This is a genomic window from Pseudomonas sp. P129, assembly GCF_020312195.1.
Classification (GTDB): Bacteria; Pseudomonadota; Gammaproteobacteria; order Pseudomonadales; family Pseudomonadaceae; genus Aquipseudomonas; species Aquipseudomonas fragariae.
Genome location: NZ_JAGPYS010000004.1, coordinates 139,692 through 160,269, shown reverse-complemented (window position 1 = coordinate 160,269; position 20,578 = coordinate 139,692). Strand labels below are relative to the sequence as shown.

15 protein-coding genes are annotated in these 20,578 nt (G+C 59.5%); 13 read left to right on the top strand and 2 right to left on the bottom strand.

Features of this window, described 5'->3' with window-relative positions:
* Nucleotides 1–228: 228 nt before the first annotated feature.
* A complete protein-coding gene (locus KBY02_RS12725) occupies nt 229–942 on the bottom strand; it encodes a FadR/GntR family transcriptional regulator (RefSeq protein WP_011268232.1) in 714 nt (237 codons plus the stop codon).
* A gap of 459 nt (nt 943–1,401) precedes the next feature.
* Here KBY02_RS12725 and KBY02_RS12720 point away from each other — a divergent pair, with 459 nt between their 5' ends.
* From KBY02_RS12720 to KBY02_RS12700, 5 genes are all read left to right on the top strand, one after another.
* Nucleotides 1,402–2,727, top strand: a complete 1,326-nt coding sequence (locus KBY02_RS12720) for an MFS transporter (protein WP_024642089.1) — start codon at nt 1,402–1,404, stop codon at nt 2,725–2,727.
* Nucleotides 2,728–2,791: 64 nt separating this feature from the next.
* The gene (gene gudD / locus KBY02_RS12715; RefSeq protein ID WP_225650536.1) at nt 2,792–4,144 is read left to right on the top strand and encodes a glucarate dehydratase; all 1,353 of its coding nucleotides are present in this window, start codon (nt 2,792–2,794) and stop codon (nt 4,142–4,144) included.
* A 152-nt stretch (nt 4,145–4,296) separates the two neighbouring features.
* Nucleotides 4,297–4,950 (top strand): DUF1345 domain-containing protein, encoded by a 654-nt coding sequence (locus KBY02_RS12710; RefSeq protein ID WP_003404973.1) that lies wholly within the window; start codon nt 4,297–4,299, stop codon nt 4,948–4,950.
* Between the two features lie 42 nt (nt 4,951–4,992).
* Nucleotides 4,993–5,949 (top strand): D-2-hydroxyacid dehydrogenase family protein, encoded by a 957-nt coding sequence (locus KBY02_RS12705; RefSeq protein WP_024660430.1) that lies wholly within the window; start codon nt 4,993–4,995, stop codon nt 5,947–5,949.
* Nucleotides 5,950–6,367: 418 nt separating this feature from the next.
* Nucleotides 6,368–7,510, top strand: a complete 1,143-nt coding sequence (locus KBY02_RS12700) for a cellulase family glycosylhydrolase (RefSeq protein ID WP_032656854.1) — start codon at nt 6,368–6,370, stop codon at nt 7,508–7,510.
* 110 nt (nt 7,511–7,620) lie between these two features.
* Here KBY02_RS12700 and KBY02_RS12695 read toward each other — a convergent pair whose 3' ends face one another.
* Nucleotides 7,621–9,747, bottom strand: a complete 2,127-nt coding sequence (locus tag KBY02_RS12695; protein ID WP_225650535.1) for a TonB-dependent siderophore receptor — start codon at nt 9,745–9,747, stop codon at nt 7,621–7,623.
* Nucleotides 9,748–9,939: 192 nt separating this feature from the next.
* Here KBY02_RS12695 and pncA point away from each other — a divergent pair, with 192 nt between their 5' ends.
* The 8 genes from pncA to KBY02_RS12655 all read left to right on the top strand — a co-directional run bounded on the left by pncA (nt 9,940) and on the right by KBY02_RS12655 (nt 20,576).
* Complete coding sequence (pncA, locus tag KBY02_RS12690; RefSeq protein ID WP_011268238.1) at nt 9,940–10,584, top strand: bifunctional nicotinamidase/pyrazinamidase; 645 nt, start codon at nt 9,940–9,942, stop codon at nt 10,582–10,584.
* A 141-nt stretch (nt 10,585–10,725) separates the two neighbouring features.
* Nucleotides 10,726–11,661 carry a formate/nitrite transporter family protein gene (locus KBY02_RS12685; RefSeq protein WP_003404982.1) on the top strand — a complete coding sequence of 312 codons (936 nt, stop codon included), beginning with the start codon at nt 10,726–10,728 and terminating at the stop codon, nt 11,659–11,661.
* A gap of 86 nt (nt 11,662–11,747) precedes the next feature.
* Complete coding sequence (locus tag KBY02_RS12680; protein ID WP_003371891.1) at nt 11,748–12,431, top strand: response regulator transcription factor; 684 nt, start codon at nt 11,748–11,750, stop codon at nt 12,429–12,431.
* Nucleotides 12,409–13,806 (top strand): sensor histidine kinase, encoded by a 1,398-nt coding sequence (locus KBY02_RS12675; RefSeq protein ID WP_003404984.1) that lies wholly within the window; start codon nt 12,409–12,411, stop codon nt 13,804–13,806. The genes KBY02_RS12680 and KBY02_RS12675 overlap by 23 nt, the downstream gene beginning before the upstream one ends.
* A gap of 435 nt (nt 13,807–14,241) precedes the next feature.
* Nucleotides 14,242–15,168 (top strand): alpha/beta fold hydrolase, encoded by a 927-nt coding sequence (locus tag KBY02_RS12670; RefSeq protein ID WP_024639643.1) that lies wholly within the window; start codon nt 14,242–14,244, stop codon nt 15,166–15,168.
* Nucleotides 15,169–15,265: 97 nt separating this feature from the next.
* Nucleotides 15,266–16,453 carry an efflux RND transporter periplasmic adaptor subunit gene (locus KBY02_RS12665; protein WP_032656860.1) on the top strand — a complete coding sequence of 396 codons (1,188 nt, stop codon included), beginning with the start codon at nt 15,266–15,268 and terminating at the stop codon, nt 16,451–16,453.
* Nucleotides 16,450–17,541, top strand: coding sequence for an efflux RND transporter periplasmic adaptor subunit (locus KBY02_RS12660; protein ID WP_058822209.1), 1,092 nt, complete (start codon nt 16,450–16,452; stop codon nt 17,539–17,541). The genes KBY02_RS12665 and KBY02_RS12660 overlap by 4 nt, the downstream gene beginning before the upstream one ends.
* Nucleotides 17,538–20,576 (top strand): efflux RND transporter permease subunit, encoded by a 3,039-nt coding sequence (locus KBY02_RS12655; RefSeq protein ID WP_024652439.1) that lies wholly within the window; start codon nt 17,538–17,540, stop codon nt 20,574–20,576. Before KBY02_RS12660 ends, KBY02_RS12655 begins: the two co-directional genes overlap by 4 nt.
* The last annotated feature ends 2 nt before the right edge of the window (nt 20,577–20,578 follow it).

The following is a 20,578-nucleotide window of genomic DNA, read 5'->3' as shown; positions in this document are numbered from 1 at the left end:
CGTACGCTCAAGCATGGGGGCTTTTGTAGGAGCGAACTNTGCCGTACGCTCAAGCATGGGGGCTTTTGTAGGAGCGAACTTGTTCGCGAAGGCGTCGTTTTGAACGCCGAATCTTCTGCGGCTATACGGCCCCTTTCGCGAACAAGCGAAGCGTCGCCCGGTTCGCTCCTACATTTTTGCCGTACGCTCGAGTATGGAGGGCTCTTGTGGGAGCAAACACGTTCGCGCCTACTCCAGTGGAACCAGCCGCTCTCGGCTGTTGCTCAGATGCGTCCACATCGCCGCGCGCGCGGCATCCGGGTCCTTGCGGCGAATGGCGCTGAGCAATGCCTCGTGTTCCAGGTTGGCCAGGTAGCCCTGATGCGCAAGGTTGTTACCTGCCCGCTCGCTCGATGCAATGCGGCTGCGCGGAATGACCGCACTGCCCAGGTGTTGCATGATCTCCAGAAAATACGGGTTGCCGGTGGCTTCGGCGATCAGCATGTGAAAGCGCTTGTCAGCCTCGACGCAGCTGTCGTCGTTGGCCAGCAGGTCCTGATAATCATCCAGCGCCTGACGCATGGCCGCCAGTTGCTCATCGGTACGGCGCACAGCCGCCAGCGCCACGGCCTGGGTTTCCAGGCCGATGCGCAGTTCGATGATATCGCGCACTCTGGAAACGGTCTCGACCTTGAGGCGCAGCCCCGTCTGATCACTGCGCTCGAGCACGAAGGTGCCGATGCCGTGATGGGTCACCACCAGCCCGGACGCCTGCAATTTGGAAATCGCTTCACGTACCACGGTACGGCTAACGCCGTGCTCGCGGACGATCTGGTTCTCGGACGGCAGCTTCTGACCGGGTGCGATCTTGCCGAGCAGGATGCGCTGGCTCAGTTCGGTGACCAGATCGGTGGCCAGGTTGTGCTGACGGCGTTTGGGCGCTGTGCTGGCAGGCTCTTGCATGGTGAATGAATCCTGACTTGTCTGTTTATGCTGCCGTATCACGGCCATGGCAGCGCGAATACCGGACTGAGAGCGGCCGGAAGCCGGGTTTGACAGCCCGGCGCAGTTGTCTTACTTGTATTACAAGTCTTTCCCGGATGTCAAAGCTCCTGCTTCCACCCACCCTGCCTCCCATCGGCCATTGCGTTCAAGTCACCGGTCAGGTCCAGCTGATGTACACAAGCAAAAACCTCAGCATTTACTGGTCAAAACTTTAAATTAACGCCGTCACACAGGCTCGACACACCCGCACAACGGCAAATGCCTCGAGGTTGATAATCTTGCAGATCATCACCGCCAAGGGATTGCACAACGGCTTTTTACTTGTATGATGACCGACAATGCGAGGGACAGACTTCGCACATACCCGCATAAAAACAACGAGTGGGAGATTCAACTGTGAGCACATCCAATTCCAGGATGGCCGACGGCACAGGTTCGGTTCTGAATTCAGCCGTATCGAAGGTCAAACGTCACGTCCTGCCGCTTTTCGTCATCATGTTCATCGTCAACTACATCGACCGGGTCAACATCGGCTTCGTGCGTTCGCACATGGAGCATGACCTGGGTATCGGCGCTGCTGCCTATGGCCTGGGTGCCGGACTGTTTTTCATCGGCTATGCCCTCTTCGAAGTCCCTTCCAACATCCTGTTGCAGAAAGTCGGCGCACGTATCTGGCTGACGCGGATCATGCTGACCTGGGGCATCGTTGCGGCCTGCATGGCCTTTATCCAGACCGAAACCCACTTCTACATTTTGCGGTTTCTGCTCGGCGTGGCCGAGGCCGGTTTCTTTCCAGGCGTGATCTACTACTTCACCCGCTGGCTTCCCGGCGTCGAGCGTGGCAAGGCGATTGCCATCTTCCTCAGCGGTTCGGCCATCGCCTCGTTGATCTCGGGCCCGTTGTCCGGCCTGCTGCTGCAAATCACCGGTTTCGGCCTGAAGGGCTGGCAGTGGATGTACTTCATCGAAGGCATGTTCTCGGTCGGCCTGTGCTTCTTCGTCTGGTTCTGGCTGGACTCAAAGCCGCACGATGCCAAGTGGCTGACCCGCGAAGAACAGGATGCACTGGTCAACGCCATCGATGCCGAGCAGGCTGCCCGTGAAGCGGCGACGCCGGTCAAGGCGTCCATCGGCAAGCTGCTCAAAGACGGTCAGATCATTCTGTTCTGCCTGATCTACTTCTTCATCCAGCTGACGATTTACGCAGCGACGTTCTGGCTGCCGAGCATCATCCGCAAGATGGGCAGCCTGACTGACTTCGAAGTCGGCATGTTCAACTCGATTCCGTGGCTGCTGTCGATCATCGGCATGTACGTGTTCGCCTCGCTGTCCGCCAAGTGGAAACGCCAGCAAGCCTGGGTAGCCATTGCTCTGCTGATTGCCGCTGCCGGGATGTTCATGTCGACCACAGGCAGCCCGATCTTCGCTTTCGTTGCCATCTGCTTTGCCGCACTGGGTTTCAAGTCGGCTTCTTCGCTGTTCTGGCCGATCCCGCAGGCCTATCTGGACGCGCGGATCGCCGCTGCGGTCATCGCGCTGATCAATTCGGTGGGCAACCTCGGCGGCTTCGTGGCTCCGACCACATTCGGCCTGCTGGAAGAACACACCGGCTCGATCCAGGGCGGACTGTACGGCCTGACAGCCACTTCGATCATCGCCGCGATCATCGTTTTCGCCGCGCGCAATACCCCCAAGCCTGGCGCGACGCCGGTCGCCGCCATTCAGACCCCGGCGACCCACTGATGCACGTGCGCAGCCGCTTTTTCATCGGTCATATTTTCAAGGCCTTACGTTTAAAGGACCCGTCATGAACATTCAGCAATCCAATATCACCAGCAAGGCCCCCATCATTACCGAGATGCAGGTTGTGCCCGTAGCGGGCCATGACGACATGCTGCTCAACCTGAGCGGTGCACATGGCCCCTACTTCACCCGCAACGTAGTCATTCTCAAGGACAACGCAGGGCATGTCGGTGTGGGCGAAGTGCCTGGCGGCGAGCTGATTCGCCAGACGCTGGAAGACGCGCGATCGCTGGTCGTCGGCAGCAGCATTGGCACTTACCAGAAAATCCTCAACCAGGCACGCAAGGCGTTTGCCGATCGGGACTCCGGTGGCCGTGGCTTGCAGACGTTCGACCTGCGCATTGCCATTCATGCGGTCACCGCGCTGGAAGCGGCGCTCCTCGACTTGCTCGGCCAGCATCTGGAAGTACCGGTTGCGGCATTGCTGGGCGAAGGTCAGCAACGCGATCAGGTTGAAATGCTCGGTTACCTGTTTTATGTCGGCGACCAGCGCAAGACCGATCTGGCCTACCGCAGCGAACCCGAGGCCGATAATGACTGGTTCCGTATCCGCCATGAAGAAGCACTGACGCCGCAGGCCGTGGTGCGCCTGGCCGAAGCTGCACATCAGCGTTACGGCTTTCAGGACTTCAAGCTCAAGGGCGGCGTGTTGAGCGGCGACCAGGAAATCGAAGCGGTGACGGCGCTCGCCGAACGCTTCCCCGACGCGCGCATTACGCTGGACCCGAACGGCGCCTGGTCGCTCAAGGAAGCGATCCGCCTGTGCCGCGATCAGCATCATGTGCTGGCCTACGCCGAAGACCCGTGCGGCGCGGAAAACGGTTATTCCGGTCGTGAAGTGATGGCCGAGTTCCGCCGCGCTACCGGCCTCAAGACGGCCACCAACATGATCGCCACCGACTGGCGGGAAATGGGTCACGCCATTCAGTTGCAGTCGGTGGACATTCCACTGGCCGACCCGCATTTCTGGACCATGCAGGGCTCGGTACGGGTGGCGCAGATGTGCAACGAGTGGGGCCTGACCTGGGGCTCGCACTCCAACAACCATTTTGATATTTCCCTGGCGATGTTCACCCACGTGGCCGCTGCAGCGCCGGGCACTATCACGGCGATCGATACCCACTGGATCTGGCAGGACGGACAGCGTCTGACCAAGGCGCCGCTGCAAATCGTCGGTGGCAAGGTCGAGGTCCCGAACAAACCGGGGCTCGGTGTCGAGCTGGACATGGACCAGCTGGCCAAGGCTCATGAACTGTACAAAGGCATGGGCCTGGGCGCTCGCAATGACGCAGTGGCCATGCAGTTTCTGATCCCGGACTGGACATTCAACAACAAGCAGCCTTGCCTGGTGCGTTGAATCGGTCCGACATTCGCAGTTGACTCGCCGCCTGTTCAACCTCTGGCTGGCACACGGCGCGCAACCCCCTTGCGCGCCGTTTTTTTTAATCGAATTAGGCTTCCAGAAGCGGCATGCTAATGTCCCGTACTGTCCAGTGACGATTAGACCGCATGCGCCACCTCGCCCGCACCCGCCCTCGCCTTACCCTTGCCGCTCTGGTCGGCCTGACCGCAGGCATCGCCTGGTCCTGGCTCATCCCTCACTCGACACTGACCCAGAGCCTGCTGACTGGCTGGGACACGGGAGTATGGCTTTATCTGATCATGATTTTCATCCGCACGTTGCGCAGCGACGCTGAGGATGTGCGGCGAGTCGCCATGAGGGAAGACGAAAACGCAGGCGTCATTCTGGTCACGGTCTGCGTTGCGGCACTGGCCAGTCTGGCCGCCATCATTTTTGAAATCGCCGGCAGCAAAGGCCTTTCCAACGACGCCAGAATGCTTCACCACGCCTTCACCGGCCTGACAGTCATCGGTTCCTGGCTGATGATCGGCGTGATCTTCAGCCTGCATTACGCACGCATGTTCTACACCTGGAAAGGCAAGGAGCCCGCACTGGCGTTTGTGGGCGGTGAAAAGAACCCCGATTACTGGGACTTTCTGTACTTTTCGTTCACCATCAGCGTCGCGGTGCAAACCTCCGACGTCGGCGTAGCGACGCGCGAAATGCGCAAGGTCGTGCTCGGCCAGTCGTTGATCTGCTTTGTGTTCAACACCGCGATTCTGGGCTTTTCGATCAATATCGCCGCCAGCCTGTTCAATTAGCGTTTGCCTTGAAAAACAATCCCATCAAGAGGCCTTCAGACAATGACCCCATTGAAAATCGCGGTACTCGATGACTGGCAAAACGTCGCCAGCACTGTAGTGGACTGGTCCGTGCTCGGCTCAATGGGCGAGATCAGTTTTCTGCATGACTACCCTGCCGATACATCGACCATGGCGCGGCGCCTGCGAGACTTCGACATCATTTGCGTGATGCGCGAGCGCACCCTGTTCGATGCGACGCTGCTCAGCCAGCTGCCGGCGCTGAAACTGCTGGTCACTGGCGGAATGCGCAATGCGGCGATCGATACCGCTGCAGCCAAGCGTCAGGGCATTGTCGTGTGCGGAACCGAAAGCTATAAGCATGCGGCACCGGAGCTGACCTGGGCGCTGATCATGGGCATCACCCGCAACCTGGTGGCCGAGGCCAACGCGTTGCGTGCCGGCAATTGGCAGGTCGGGCTGGGCAGCGATCTGCATGGCAAAACCCTGGGTATTCTCGGCCTGGGCAGTATCGGTAAGTGGATTGCCCGCTACGGGCAGGCATTCGGCATGAAGGTCATTGCCTGGAGCCAGAACCTGACGCCAGAGGCTGCTGCCGAGTCCGGCGTCACTTATGTCAGCAAACAGCAATTGTTCGAACAGGCCGATGTGCTGTCGGTGCACCTGGTGCTCAGCGATCGCAGCCGCGGCCTGGTGGATACAGAAGCACTGAACTGGATGAAGCCGGGCGCTTATCTGATCAACTCGTCACGCGGCCCGATCATCGATCAGGCCGCGCTGATCGAAACATTGCAACAGCGCAGAATCGCCGGCGCAGCGCTGGACGTCTTCGACCTCGAACCGCTGCCGGCCGACCACCCGTTCCGCACCCTGGACAACGTGCTGGCGACCCCGCACATCGGGTACGTCACCGAGAACAACTACCGGACTTTCTACGGGCAGATGATCGAAGACATCCAGGCGTGGCATGCGGGGTCGCCCATTCGGGTGTTTGGCTGACGGGCCCTGCAACATCAGCCTGTAACCTATGGATGCCACGCTACGCCTGGGCGTTGCGTATCATTCCCCGTAGAGCCTGATCGCGGGGCGCGCTGTCGGCCCCGGTTTCCAGGCAGTAAACGACCAGCGCTTGGACAAAAAAGGCCAGAACCGAATTAACCGTCCGGATTTGTGCTGCACGGGAAATAAGTTCTATACGAACCTGCTCGTCCAGTGGACAATGTCAGGAATATAATTGGACCTTGGGCCCGAGCATCAATAAACAACAGAAACATGGAAACAGTCGCACAATCGCTCAATTAAGTTTCCGACATGTTTATATGAACACTGTCATTCCATAAGTTATCGCCTGCCTCGAGATTCATTCTCCTGCTTCACCAGGCGCAGTCACTTTTCGCATAGACCACAGAGACATCCGATGAATATCCGCTCAGCCGGGCCACATGACAGCCTCATGGCAGCTAACGAGAAACCTGTCACGGCAGACAGGACCCCACAGCCGGCGAGCGCTGGCACGACGGGTGCAACTTCGGATACGCAGACGAAACTCGATACCTACACCCCCTCCGACAGGCGCTCCGCTGAAGCAGCGGAAACGTCGCCGGTCTATACCAAGGCCATGCTCAATGACGTGGCCACTGTCAAAGACAACACGACCTCTGCCGAGCCAGATACAAAAGTCCAAGACAAAGACAAGGTTTCCGCTTCCGAGCCCGTCAAAACCGCCGAGCCCGTCTTGCGCGGGGGAGCCAACGTCAATCCTGATGATATCGCCACACCTGCCGCTGCCACGAAGATGATTCAGGACCTGAAAGCGATTGGAGGCGGAACCTTGCGCTTTCAGATGACGCACGATCAGATCAAGGACAGCAGGCAGTTGGATAAGCTCAGAGCATTGCTCAGTGAAGGGGGCAAACAGGGTGTAAAAGTTCAGTTCACGTTCCGCGACGATGCGAACCAGGGTAGCGGAAACGTGCTGACGGGGGACAAATTGAAGGAGGCCGCGGCCGACATCAGTACCATTGTCAAAAGGTTTGGCAGTCGTACAGGCTTTGTACTGGATACCTTCCATCAGGGCGGTAAAAGCGCAAGTCAGGAATGGGCTGACATGCAGACCACGTTAATTAAATCCGCACGCGATGCCGGTTATAAAGGAAGTATTATTGTCGAGGACAGCAATTGGGGAGGTGGCCTGACCGCAGGTCCGCAAAGCGGCCTGGTCAAGTTTGCTGTTCAATTAAAAGCTGCCAATGGCGACGACAACCCTGCCCTGATTGGCAGTTTTCATGTGTACGCCAGGGAAAGCGAAGCCTCTTCGCGACTCGCCAAACAGATCAAGGCATTGAAAGAGGCTGGCTACAAATTCCAGATTGGCGAAGTGGGTAATGCCAACCTTACAGCAGCCAATACCTACCAGCAAAAGGACGCCGCCACTAATGCCTTGCGGGATAATATGAGCGCTCTCAAAGCCGCCGGAGCGGACATTTTACCCGGCAAGGAACAGTTCCAAGGGGGCAAACTTCGCCACCGTGCCGGTTTTTCAACGTCCGATCAGTACTGATGATGCACGGCTGCGTGTGAACAAGGGCCGCTACCCATGACACACGCGGCTGAACCTGCCCCTGAAAGGGTCAGGCTTTCTCTATCAGAACCCGATACCGGTACGCAGCATCACAACGTATAGGCAATACCCACCTGCACCGTCCGTGGTGCCCCCGGATAGGCATAGACATTGCCGAACGAGCCTTCCTCATAGTCGGTGTCGAACACATTCTTCAGGTCCAGATTGAGCTTCACGTGCGGGTTGACCTTGTAATAGGCCAGCAGGTCAAACACCGTATAGCTGTCCATCGAGAAAGAGGTGTTGGCCGTACGCCCGGCACGCTGGTCGACATAGCGACCGCCGCCGCCCAGGCCCAGACCACGCAGGGCGCCTTCCTGAAACTCGTAGACGTTGAGCAGGCTGAACGTTTGCTCGGGAATGTTCATCAGCCGTGTACCGGACCGTAGCGTGGTGTCCTTGGTAACCTCGGCGTCCACGTAGGCGTAGCTGCCCATGACCCGCCACGCGGGCGTCAGGTTGCCGACCACGTTCAGGTCCAGGCCGCGACTGCGCACCTCGCCCGCCGCCACACTGAACGTTGAATCGACCGGATCGGTGGTCAGCACGTTACGCTTCTCGATCTGATAGATCGCCGTGTCGACACTCAGTTGCCCGTCCAGCGCCTCCCACTTGGTTCCGATCTCATAGGATTTGCCCTCCTCCGGCTTGAACCCGCCACCCAGTCGGCTGGCACCGCTGTTGGGCTTGAACGAGCGAGCGGTGGTGGCGTAGACGGCAAGGTCGTCGGTCAGGTCGTAACTCAGACCGAGACGCGGTGTGACCGCGTTATCGCTGGCAGTCCAGCTGCTGGTGCCGGGCAGGAAAGAATCGTAATCATGTTCGAAACGCTCCAGACGCACACCGCCCAGCAGCTTCAGGCGCTCGGTCAGGGCCACCTGGTCCTGTACGAAGGCAGCCCAGGTCTTGAGGTTTTCCTTGTCATGGGTGGTCGTTCGGGTCAGTGCCGGACGAGCCTGGCCGTAGACCGGATTGAAGAGGTCGATCGGGTAGGCAGCTACTGCACCGCTGGAACGTTGAATGATCGACTTGTAGTCATAATCTTCGTACTCGACACCGGTCAGCAGCGTGTGCTCGAAACCGCCCGCTGAAAAATGCCCGGTCAGATTCAGCTGCACATCGCGATCGGTCCATTCCAGCTTGCGATAGTTGAAGTTGCGCCCGAGCGTGCGACCGTCCGCCGCCAGCCCGTTGGCCTCGATGGCATCGCCCTGCAGGGAGCCGTCAAGGATCTGTAAGCCACCGCCCAGCGTCCAGTCTGCGTTGAGGTCATGCTCGAAGCGCAGTTGTGCCATGTTGTTGTCGTTATGCAGCTTGCCCGCACTCTTCTCGCCGAAGAACGTGTCGCGGGAAGCGGTGCCCGTCTGGTTGGCATACCGCGTCAGGCCCCGATCCAGCGGCGCGTTGTTGCGCATGAAGTCGCCTTCGAAGGTGATGCGCGTGGCGTCGTTGACCTGCCAGCTCAATACCGGCGCCACGCCATAGCGCTCGGTTTCGACGTGGTCACGGAACGTATCGCCGCCCTCACCCACCACATTCAGGCGATAGGCAAACCGGCCTTCGTCATCCAGTGGCCCGGAAGCATCCAGCGTTCCGCGCTTCATGCCCTGATCATTGAGCTGACTGCCCAGCGTCACGGAAGGCTCGGCCAGCGGCTGTTTGGAAAGCACATTGAAGGTGCCGCCCGGATCGCCGCGACCATAGAGCGTGGTGGCCGGACCACGCAGCACCTCAAGACGCTCGATGGTGTTGGCGTCCGGCATGTTCGGATAACCACGATTGATCGGGAAGCCGTTGCGATAGAACTCGCCGGTGGTAAAGCCGCGCACCGTAAAGGTGGTCAGCCCCTGGCCGCCGAAGTTGTTGGCTCGCCCGACGCCACCCGCGTAGTCGAGAGCATCCTGCAAACGTATGGAACCGATGTCCTCGACCGCTTCGCGGGTCACGACGCTGACCGATTGCGGGGTTTCGTGCAACGAGGTATCGGTACGCGTTGCGCTGGCGGAGCGTGAGGCCCGATAACCATCGACCGGCCCTTGTGCCGTTTCGGCATTGGCGGCGCCCTGGATATCGATATTCTGCAGCTCCATGGCAGGCTGGACGCCAGGCACCTGATCGGCCCAGGCAGTTTGAGAGATAGCCTGGATAACGCAAAGTGAAACGAGAGTACGACGCATCGACATACAGCCCTTGGCAAGAAACCAGGCCTCTTGGGACCTGGCAGGATTTTTTTGCGAATAGTACAGATTCGTATTAACGCCTAATACAAATTCCCAAAAAATACTCTTGCCAAGGCCAGGTATGCCGCTTAGCCAACGTGGCGATAAACAGGCAAACTGAGCTCATTACTCCTTACCAGAGAACCCACGATGCCCCTTTCCCACAAGCCTGCCGATCCTCGTTGCGCCTTGCTGGTGATCGACATGCAGTACGACTTCATGCCCGGCGGGCAACTGGCGGTGGCTGACGGCGATGCGCTGCTGCCGTTGATCAATCGCCTGGGTGCGCGCTTTTCCCAAGTGGTCATCACGCAGGACTGGCACCCTGCCGGGCACATTTCCTTTGCTTCCAGCCATGCGCAGCGCCTGCCGTTCGAGAGCATCACCCTGCCCTACGGTCCGCAGACGCTGTGGCCGGATCATTGCGTACAAGGCAGTCACGGTGCGCAGTTGCATGCCGACCTCGACCTGCCTCACGCGCAACTGGTCCTGCGCAAGGGCTGCAATGCGCATATCGACAGTTATTCGGCATTTCTGGAGGCAGACCGTACAACCCGCACAGGGCTGGCCGGGTACCTGACCGAGCGCGGCATCGATACGCTGTTCGTGGTCGGGCTGGCGCTGGACTTCTGTGTCGCCTGGTCGGCGCAGGATGCACGCAGTGCCGGTTTCAACACTTTTGTGGTGGAAGACGCCTGTCGCGCCATCGACATGAACGGCTCGCTCGAGCACGCCTGGAAGACCATGCTGGGCATGGGTATCGAACGCGTGCAGAGCGCCGATCTGCTGGGCTAGACCGACACATTCTGCCAACTGGCTCAAACAATTCTCGATACGCCCCGCCGCTGGCGAACGACAGCGCGCGGCGCCTGTCTGAACCATCGGCCCGACATTGCCCCGGTCGGTCCATTTCATCACTGGCGCTGAGGACGTTGTATGGACCACGAAGTAGATGGCAAGACCCCCGGCCTGTCAGCCGAGGAAGAGCGCGAGATCGATGAGAACCAGCCGCCCCGCGCGGCGGTGTTGCACGAAACCATTCGCATGCAGGGCGACCACGAACTGGAGCGCAGCGTAGCCGCGCTGTGGTGGTCGGCATTGGCTGCAGGACTGACCATGGGCCTGTCGCTGATGGCGATGGGTTTGCTGAACTCGCGCCTCGAAGGCATCCCCGGCAGTCATGTGATCAGCAGCCTCGGCTATTCGGCAGGGTTTCTGGCGGTGATCCTGGCGCGTCAGCAATTGTTCACGGAAAACACCATCACAGCTGTGCTGCCGGTCATGAGCAAGCTGAACCTGGCCAACATCGGGCGGCTGCTGCGCTTGTGGGGTGTGGTTCTGACCGGCAACCTGGTCGGCACACTGCTGGTTGCCTATGTCATGCTCAACCTGCCGATTTTCGATACCAGCACCGACAAGGCGTTTCTGGAAATTGGCCACAAGGTCATGGAAAACGACATGGCCCAGATGTTTTCCAAGGGCATCGTCTCGGGCTGGATGATTGCGACCATGGTCTGGATGATCGCGTCGATGGAAAACGCCAAGATAGCGATCATTGTGCTGATCACCTACCTGATGGCGCTCGGCGACTTCACGCACATCGTGGTGGGTTCGGCCGAAGTATCCTATCTTGTATTCGCAGGTGAGCTGGGCTGGAAGGATTTCTGGTTCGCTTTTGCAGGCCCCACCCTGGCAGGCAACATTATCGGTGGCAGTTTTATTTTCGCCTTGATCAGCCATGCGCAGATCCGCAGTGAAAAAGACACCACAGAGAAAATGGAGCGCGACCGCAAAAACAAGGAAGAAAAACGTCGCCTGGAGAAAGCGCAAAAGCTCAAGGAAGCGGATTCCACGGCAAAGCGAGAAATATGATCCCTATCATTAAACTTTCTTTCAGGAAACGCGGCGGGTTTTAAAGGCAGAATGACTCTTTGAACGCATCTATTCAGGCAGGGACCATGACCCGAATTCTGGCAATCGAAGATGATGCCATCACTGCAAAGGAAATCGTGACCGAACTCAGCAGCCACGGGCTGGAAGTGGACTGGGTCGACAATGGCCGTGACGGCCTGGCACGTGCAGTGAGTGGCGATTATGACCTTATTACCCTGGACCGCATGTTGCCGGAGATGGATGGTCTGACCATCGTCACCCATTTGCGTGCCCAGGGCATTTCCACGCCGATCCTGATGATCAGCGCCCTTTCCGACGTGGACGAGCGCGTTCGCGGCCTGCGTGCCGGAGGGGACGACTATCTGCCCAAGCCCTTCGCGTCGGATGAGATGGCTGCGCGCGTCGAGGTGTTATTGCGACGCAGTAACCCGGTCAGTGCCGCCAAGACGGTATTGCAGGTTGCCGACCTGGAACTGAACCTGATCACCCGGGAAGCGTGTCGCGGCGGCGAGCCGCTGACCCTGCTGCCCACCGAATTCAAGCTGCTTGAGTTTCTGATGCGCAACAGCGGACAGATCATCACCCGAATGATGATTTTTCAGGAAGTCTGGGGCTACCACTTCGATCCGGGCACCAACCTGATCGACGTTCACATCGGCCGTCTGCGCAAGAAGATCGACCAACCCGGTACCGCACAGCTCATTCAGACCGTGCGAGGATCCGGCTATGTCATTGCCGAACCCGTCTGACGGCTGGCGATCATCCACGAGTCGATTACTGGCGCTGTACAGCTCGCTGTTCGTAGCCTGGAGCGTGATTCTGCTTGGCGTGCTGTATTGGGAGGTGACGTCTTATCTGGACACCCTCGCCCGCCAGTCGCTCACCCATCGCCAGCAACTGTTTTCGCGCTTCGAGGGCCAGGGCCTGGTGGACGCTCTGGCCACCAGCATGACCTTCGATACCCGTTCGGTGGATGCCTACGGTCTGTTCGACGAGAACTTCCGCCCGGTTGCCGGGCCTATCACCAGCGTCCCGAAAAACCTGCCTATCGACGGCCAGATTCATGTACTGAACGATTGCATCGAATCGGATGATCCAGGCATGCCGCAAGGCAGTTGCGATGCGATCGTCAATCGCACGTCGGACGGCCGCTGGCTGGTGCTGGTTCGCGAGAACGGCTCTCTGTTTGCGGTGAGCACGCTGATCCTGCATGCCTTGCTGTGGGGCATCTCGCTGACCATTATTCCCGGTGTTGCCGGCTGGCATTTACTGCGCCGCAGGCCGTTGCGGCGTATCCGCGCGATCCAGGCCAGCGCCGAATCGATCATCGCCGGCGACATGGCCGGCCGTCTGCCGGTCTCCAACAGGCGCGATGAACTGGACATGCTGGCGGTGATCGTCAACGCCATGCTCGACCGTATCGAAAAGCTCATGAACGAGGTCAAGGGCGTTTGCGACAATATCGCCCATGACCTGCGCACACCGCTGACCCGCTTGCGTGCGCAGCTTTACCGTATTCAGCAGCAGTCAGCACACGATTCGACCCATGCCACGCAGATTGCCCAGGTCATCAGCGAAGCTGACACGCTGATGGCACGCTTCCGCGGACTGCTACGCATTTCCGAGCTGGAAGACCGCCAGCGGCGCTCGGCATTCGTTGAACTGGAACTGCGTCCGTTGCTGCAGGAGCTACATGATTTCCACCTGCCGCTGGCTGAAGAAGACCAGATCACCCTGATACTCGACCTGCATGAACCGCTACCTACTCTGGTAGGCGACCGCGCTCTGCTGTTCGAAGCACTGACCAACCTGCTGGGCAACGCAATCAAGTTCACCCCGGGCGGCGGAATCGTCAAAGTCAGCGCCTACCCTGCCCCCGGCGGCACCACGCCGTGCATCGAGGTGCAGGATTCCGGGCCTGGCATCCCCGTCGCCGAGCGCGCGGCTGTCTTTCAGCGCTTCTATCGCAGTGAGGCCGGCACCGAGCAAAGCGGCTTCGGCCTCGGCCTCTCCGTAGTGGCCGCAATCGTCAATCTGCACGGTTTTACACTGCAGATAGGCACCAGCGAATACGGCGGCGCAAGTTTGCTGCTGGAATGCCGCACGGTGAATACGCTGGCCTGAGACTCAGGCACTTTCCAAGCCCTTGATTGCACGATCGTGCCTGCTTTTTGACGAGATTAACGCGTCTGGCTCAAGGGTTTCGGCGATTTCGATATTAATCTGGCGCATTCTGCCAAGCGCAAATTCGTAACTAGATGTTTCAGATTCGCACCTGGCTTGACCGTTTCAGCACGCACAAGTTCCCCTCAATAAATGCGCTTTTCAGGCTCCATACGGCGCTTTTCCCCGATTAAAACCTTCTATTGCCAAAACGATGATGGCCAAACGCCAAGGCACAATGTGAACAGCCAGACATTTTTATGACGTCAGTGACTTGTCGCCATGCTGGCACTGCGTTATCTATGTCCGGGCAAGCACAGTTCCTGCGGTAACGTTTCCGCTGCACCCAGAATAATAACTCACCGGATTTCGCCACTTACCAGGCGAGGCTTTGGCATGGCTGCCGAAGCAGAGAACGCTGCACTAATTGCTGGATCAAATTTTAGCTGGGAGGCTGTTATGGGCGCACAATCGAAGATTCTAACAATCGGTAAGTACAAGGTTTACGCCGAGACTTACTGGAAAGGCAGCGACGCCAAGACCATTCTGCTGGTCAACGGTGCACTGTCGACCACGGGCTCTTTCGGGCAGACGGTCAAGTACTTGCAACCGCACTACAACCTGGTGCTGTTCGACCTGCCGTTTTCGGGGCAATCCCGAGCGCACAACCCGGACGACATGATTGTCAGCAAGGAAGACGAAGTAAACATTCTCCTGCAACTGATTGATCTCTATCAGGTAAACCACCTGTTGTCGGTCTCCTGGGGCGGTGTATCGGCCCTGCTGGCGCTCTCCGAATGTCCTCCGTCCGTGGAGAAGGCCATCATCAGCTCGTTCTCGCCGGTCCTCAACGAGGCCATGCTCGACTATATCGACAACGCCCAGGTCTACCTCGCCGCACGTGAAAAACGCAAGATCGGCTCACTGCTCAACGACACCGTGGGAAAGTACCTGCCACGCCTGTTCAAACTCTATAACTACAAGCACCTGATCAGTCTTGCCGAGCACGAATATCGCCAGATCGACTTTCATATCAGCCAGATTCGCCAACTAAGCGCCAGTAACTACGTCGAGCGTTTCTCCTCGATCAACATTCCGGTGCTGTTCATCAACGGTGAAAAAGATGAATACACCACCGTTGAAGATGCCCGCATGTTTTCCAACTACATCGCCAAAAGCAGTTTCAACGTCGTTCCGGACACCGGGCACTTTCTGGACCTGGAAAGCAAGGCGGCGTGGCACCACTCGCAAAGAAACGTACTGACATTTCTGGGCACTGAAGCTACCCAGGAGGTTTGGCCCAGCGTCACCGCGATGGCCTGAAGCACTCGCCTGCGCCCGGGAAGCCCTTGCGCTTTTCCGGCGTGACGCTGTGATTCATGGGTGTTGGCTTTCTTTGATCGGGCAGTGCTATTCGTTGATGACTTTTTCCTTTGCAACGCTCCTGCGTTCGTGCTGCCGTGTTTCCGGAAATATCCGGCCGTTGCACTCCCTGTACGCCCAGCCCCATGTGGTACTGGGTTTCATCTCGCTACTGTCACTCAGCGCCTGTTCTGCAGGAAAACCCGCAGAAAAGGCGCTGGTGCGAGTCAGCGCGCAACCGGTTGCCTTACTGAACGTTGCCAGCAGTGTGACGCTGACGGGCGATATCCAGGCTCGCAAGGTGACCGAGCAATCGTTTCGTGTCTCCGGCAAGCTGATCAAGCGCTACGTGGATGTCGGGGATCGAGTGCGGGTCGGACAGGTGCTGGCCAGACTCGACGCACGCGAGCAAAACACCGAGCTGGCGTCAGCCCGTGCCGAAGTCGCGGTACGACAGTCGCGGCTGCACCTCGCCGAACAGAACTACCAGCGTCAGCACGTGCTGCTGCCCAAGGGTTATACCAACCTCAGTGAATACCAGAAGGCCCGCTCCGGCCTCGACAGTGCGCGGGGGGATCTCGCCGCGCTGCAGGCGCAGCAGGCCAATGCGCGTGATCAGGTCGGTTATACCGAGCTGTTCGCGGCAGCCGATGGCGTCGTGACGGCGCGGTATGCCGAAGAAGGTCAGGTGGTTCAGGCCGCCACTGCGATTTTCAGCGTCGCCCACAATGGCGAGCGCGAAGCGGTATTTTCCGCGTATGAATCACTGCTGCGAGCCGATCAGAAAGGTGCCGCAGTGACTGTCAGCCCCTTGGGCCAGCCAGAGACTCAGCTGACCGGCATCATCAGGGAAATCACCCCTATCGTCTCCGCTGCAAATGGCACGTTGCGAGTGCGCGTTGCTCTGCAGGGCGCCGCTGCGTCGCTCGCGCTGGGCTCCGTGGTCAGCGCTCGCTTGCAGACGCAGTCGCAATCGGCGTTCGCCCTGCCCTGGTCCGCCTTGAGCCGCACACAAGGACAACCGGCAGTCTGGCGGGTGGACGCCGAGGCCAGGGTCAGGCTGACGCCTGTCAAAGTGCTGCGTTACGAACAGGGTCAGGTCATCGTTTCAGAAGGGCTGTCCGAAGGTGATCGGGTGGTGTCCCGGGGGCTGCAGTTTCTCTACCCGGGGCAACGCGTCGAGGTCGCAGAGCGAGCGTCAGCCGAAAAAACCGTCTCACTGGCGGCGTCGGGATCTGCACAATGAACAGCTCATGCGCAGGGCCACGAACGCTATCCCGCTGCTGGCTGATCGGCATGCTGATCGTGGCGCTACCCGGCTGCCGCGACAAACCGCTTCGTGAAGTTGTCGAACGCCCGGTGCTGTTCACCGAAATAGTCGATCAGCGCAGCGCCTCTTATAGCCGCTTCGCCGGCGTCATCCAGCCGCAGTATGAAGTGGCATTGGGGTTTCGCGTCGCAGGGCGACTGGCAAGCCGGCATGCGGAGATCGGTGATCGGGTGCGCAAGGGCGATCTGCTCGCCACGCTGGAACCCGGCGACCAGCAACACCGTTTGCGTGCCCGCCAGGCAGAACTCGGCAAAGCCCAATCCGCCTGGCAACAGGCACGCGATGAATTGACGCGCTACCAGCAACTCTATGAGCGCGGTATCGGCTCGCGAGCGCGAATGGATCAGCTGGACAACGACCTGCGCACTCAGGACGCGCTGCGCAATCAGGCCCGCGTCGCGGTGCAGCAAGCCGGTGATCATGTGTCCTACACACATTTGTCAGCCGAGTTCGATGGCCTGATCACAGGATGGCAAGCCGAAGTCGGCCAGGTCATGGCGACCGGTCAGGCAGTGGTCAGTCTTGCGCGCCCGGACAGCCGTGAAGCGGTCGTCGACTTGCCACTCGGTTCGCTGGATGAACGCCACCGCATCAGAGTGATTTCGCAACTCAACGAACAGCTTTCAGTGGCCGCGGACGTCCGCCAGCTTGCGCCGCAAATCAATGCCGAGACCCGCACTCAGCGCGTCCGCCTAGCCTTGCAGAACCCTGCGGACAGCTTTCGCCTGGGCTCGACCGTCACGGTAGAGATCAGTGGCGACGCGCCGGCGTTTCATGAGCTGCCCGGCAGCGCAGTGCTGCAGCGTGACGGCACGTATCAGGTGTGGGTGATCGACCCAACGACATCGACACTGGTCCCGCGCGCGGTGCAGGTACTGGCGCGATCAGGCTCGACGGTAAGGGTCAGCGGCGCGCTGCACGAGGGCGAAAAAGTAGTGACTGCCGGAGTCAACGGCATGCAGTCCGGACAGAAGATCCGCCTGCAGCGAGAGGTCAGTTTGTGAAGGAGCGCTTCAATCTGTCGGCCTGGGGGCTCAGGCATCGCACGCTGGTCTGGTACATGATGTTCGTTTCACTGCTGATGGGCAGCTGGTCATTCCTGAATCTGGGCCGTGAGGAAGACCCTTCATTCGCCATCAAGACCATGGTCATTCAGGCGCGCTGGCCGGGTGCGACGCTGCCCGACACCCTGCAGCAGTTGACTGATCGGCTGGAAAAGAAGCTCGAAGAAATCGACGCGCTGGATTACGTGAAAAGCTACACGCTGGCTGGCGAATCGACGCTTTTTGTCTTCCTCAAAAGCGAAACCCGCAGCGCCGACATCCCTGCGGCCTGGTATCAGGTGCGCAAGAAGATCAGCGATGTGCGCGCCGAACTGCCCAGCGGCATTCAGGGCCCGGCGTTCAACGACGAGTTTGGCGATGTGTTCGGCAGCATCTATGCGTTCACCGCCGATGGCCTGTCTTTCCGCCAGTTGCGAGATTATGTCGAGCAAGTACGCGCGGATATTCGCAGCGTGCCCAACCTGGGCAAGATCGAATTGCTAGGCGCCCAGCGCGAAGTCATTTATCTGAATTTCTCGATCCGCAAGCTCGCGGCGCTGGGCATCGATCAGCGCCAGGTGCTGCAAAGCCTGCAAGCGCAAAACTCGGTCACGCCGGCCGGCGTGATGGAGGCAGGTCCCGAACGCATTGCCGTGCGGGCCAGCGGACAGTTCAGTAATGAACAGGACCTTGAGGCGGTCAATCTGCGCTTCGGCGACCGGTTCTTTCGCCTCAGCGATCTGGCGACCATCGAGCGCCGTTATGCCGATCCGCCCTCCTCACTGTTCCGCTTCAACGGCCAGCCAGCCATCGGCCTTGCGGTGGCCATGAAGCAAGGTGGCAACATCCAGGCATTCGGCACCCAGTTGCAGCAGCGCATCGACGATCTGACCACCGAGCTGCCGCTGGGCATCGACGTGCACCTGGTCTCAAGCCAGGCCAATGTGGTCGAAAAAGCCATCGGCGGCTTCACCCACGCACTCTTTGAAGCGATCCTGATTGTGCTGGTCGTCAGCTTCATCAGCCTAGGCATTCGTGCCGGTCTGGTGGTGGCCTGTTCGATTCCGCTGGTGCTGGCGCTGGTCTTCGTGTTCATGGAGTACAGCGGCATCACCATGCAACGTATCTCGCTGGGCGCACTGATCATCGCTCTGGGGCTGTTGGTGGATGACGCGATGATCACCGTCGAGATGATGGTCACCCGCCTGGAAAGCGGCGATTCGTTACCGCAGGCCGCTACCTTCGCGTACACCTCGACCGCCTTCCCGATGCTGACCGGCACATTGGTGACCGTCGCCGGTTTCGTGCCCATCGGCCTGAACTCCAGTTCCGCAGGCGAATACGTGTTCACCATGTTCGCCGTCATTGCCGTGGCGTTGCTGCTGTCCTGGCTGGTGGCGGTACTGTTCGCGCCCCTGATTGGCGTACACATCCTCAAGGCCTCGGCGCAACATGCCGCGCCGGGGCGCTGGATGCGTGGTTTCAGCCGCCTGCTGGTCAAGGCACTCGAGCACCGCGGGTGGGTGATCGGCATCACGTTGCTGATGTTCATCGGGTCGCTGTTTGCAGGCAGGTTGCTGCAGAACCAGTTCTTCCCGGACTCCGACCGCCCGGAAATCCTCGTGGATATTTACATGCCGCAAAATGGCTCCATCGAAGGTACGCGCCAGACCATGGACCGCTTTGAGGCAACGCTCAAAGAAGATGCCGATGTAGTGCGCTGGAGCTCTTACGTGGGCAAGGGCGCAGTGCGTTTCTATCTGCCGCTGGATCAGCAATTGAGCAACCCGTTCTACGGGCAACTGGTGATCGTCAGCCAGGGAGGCGAAGCGCGTGACCGGCTGATCGAGCGCTTGCGTCAGCGCTTTCGTGACGATTACGTCGGTGTGGGTGGCTATGTTCAGCCGCTGAACATGGGGCCGCCGGTGGGCTGGCCGGTGCAATACCGGGTCAGCGGACCGGACATCGAGCAGGTGCGCAGCCAGGCCATGGCGCTGGCGGCGATTCTCGATGCCAACCCCAATATCGGCCAGGTCATCTATGACTGGAACGAACCGGGCAAGGTGCTGAAGATCGACATCGCGCAGGACAAGGTGCGCCAGTTCGGTCTGTCCTCCGAGGACGTGGCGCAAATCCTCAACAGCCTGGTCAGCGGCACCACCATCACTCAGGTGCGTGACAGCACCTATCTGATCGACCTGGTCGGACGCGCAGACAGCGACGAACGCAGCTCGGTGCAGACCCTCGCCAATCTGCAGATCCCCACACCCGGCGGTGCGAGCGTGCCGCTGCTGGCGTTCGCCACGCTCAGTTACGAGCAGGAACAGCCACTGGTCTGGCGCCGCGACAGGCTGCCGACCATCACCCTGAAAGCCAACGTGCTCGGCACCTTGCAGCCGGCAGCGCTGGTCAGGCAATTGAAGCCCGACGTCGATGCCTTCAGCGCCCGCCTGCCGTTGCGCTACTCGGTCGCCACCGGCGGCGCCGTCGAGGCCAGCGCGCGCTCACAGGGTCCGATCCTGAAGGTTGTGCCGTTGATGCTGCTGTTGGTGATCAGCTTTTTGATGATCCAGTTGCACAGCGTGAAAAAACTGCTGCTGGTGGTCAGCGTGGTGCCGCTGGGCCTGATCGGCGTGGTCGCAGCCTTGTTGATTTCCGGCTATCCGCTGGGGTTCGTGGCGATTCTGGGCGTGCTGGCGCTGATCGGTATCATCATCCGCAACTCGGTGATTCTGGTCACGCAGATCGATGAATTCATTGCCGCCGGGGAAAGCGCCTGGACATCGGTGGTCAAGGCCACCGAACATCGCTGCCGACCGATTATGCTCACCGCAGCGGCCGCGAGCCTGGGCATGATCCCGATTGCCCGCGAGGTGTTCTGGGGGCCGATGGCCATTGCGATGATCGGCGGCATCGCCATCGCCACCCTACTGACCCTGTTTTTCCTCCCGGCGCTGTATATGGTCAGCTATCGGATCAAGCCACCTGCTGTTTAGCC

Excerpts from the sequence above, each read along its gene's own strand:
- KBY02_RS12725 (WP_011268232.1), bottom strand. The coding sequence starts at position 942 with ATGCAAGAGCCTGCCAGCACAGCGCCCAAACGCCGTCAGCACAACCTG.
- KBY02_RS12720 (WP_024642089.1), top strand. The coding sequence starts at position 1,402 with ATGGCCGACGGCACAGGTTCGGTTCTGAATTCAGCCGTATCGAAGGTC.
- gudD (WP_225650536.1), top strand. The coding sequence starts at position 2,792 with ATGAACATTCAGCAATCCAATATCACCAGCAAGGCCCCCATCATTACC.
- KBY02_RS12710 (WP_003404973.1), top strand. The coding sequence starts at position 4,297 with ATGCGCCACCTCGCCCGCACCCGCCCTCGCCTTACCCTTGCCGCTCTG.
- KBY02_RS12705 (WP_024660430.1), top strand. The coding sequence starts at position 4,993 with ATGACCCCATTGAAAATCGCGGTACTCGATGACTGGCAAAACGTCGCC.
- KBY02_RS12700 (WP_032656854.1), top strand. The coding sequence starts at position 6,368 with ATGAATATCCGCTCAGCCGGGCCACATGACAGCCTCATGGCAGCTAAC.
- KBY02_RS12695 (WP_225650535.1), bottom strand. The coding sequence starts at position 9,747 with ATGCGTCGTACTCTCGTTTCACTTTGCGTTATCCAGGCTATCTCTCAA.
- pncA (WP_011268238.1), top strand. The coding sequence starts at position 9,940 with ATGCCCCTTTCCCACAAGCCTGCCGATCCTCGTTGCGCCTTGCTGGTG.
- KBY02_RS12685 (WP_003404982.1), top strand. The coding sequence starts at position 10,726 with ATGGACCACGAAGTAGATGGCAAGACCCCCGGCCTGTCAGCCGAGGAA.
- KBY02_RS12680 (WP_003371891.1), top strand. The coding sequence starts at position 11,748 with ATGACCCGAATTCTGGCAATCGAAGATGATGCCATCACTGCAAAGGAA.
- KBY02_RS12675 (WP_003404984.1), top strand. The coding sequence starts at position 12,409 with ATGTCATTGCCGAACCCGTCTGACGGCTGGCGATCATCCACGAGTCGA.
- KBY02_RS12670 (WP_024639643.1), top strand. The coding sequence starts at position 14,242 with ATGGCTGCCGAAGCAGAGAACGCTGCACTAATTGCTGGATCAAATTTT.
- KBY02_RS12665 (WP_032656860.1), top strand. The coding sequence starts at position 15,266 with ATGACTTTTTCCTTTGCAACGCTCCTGCGTTCGTGCTGCCGTGTTTCC.
- KBY02_RS12660 (WP_058822209.1), top strand. The coding sequence starts at position 16,450 with ATGAACAGCTCATGCGCAGGGCCACGAACGCTATCCCGCTGCTGGCTG.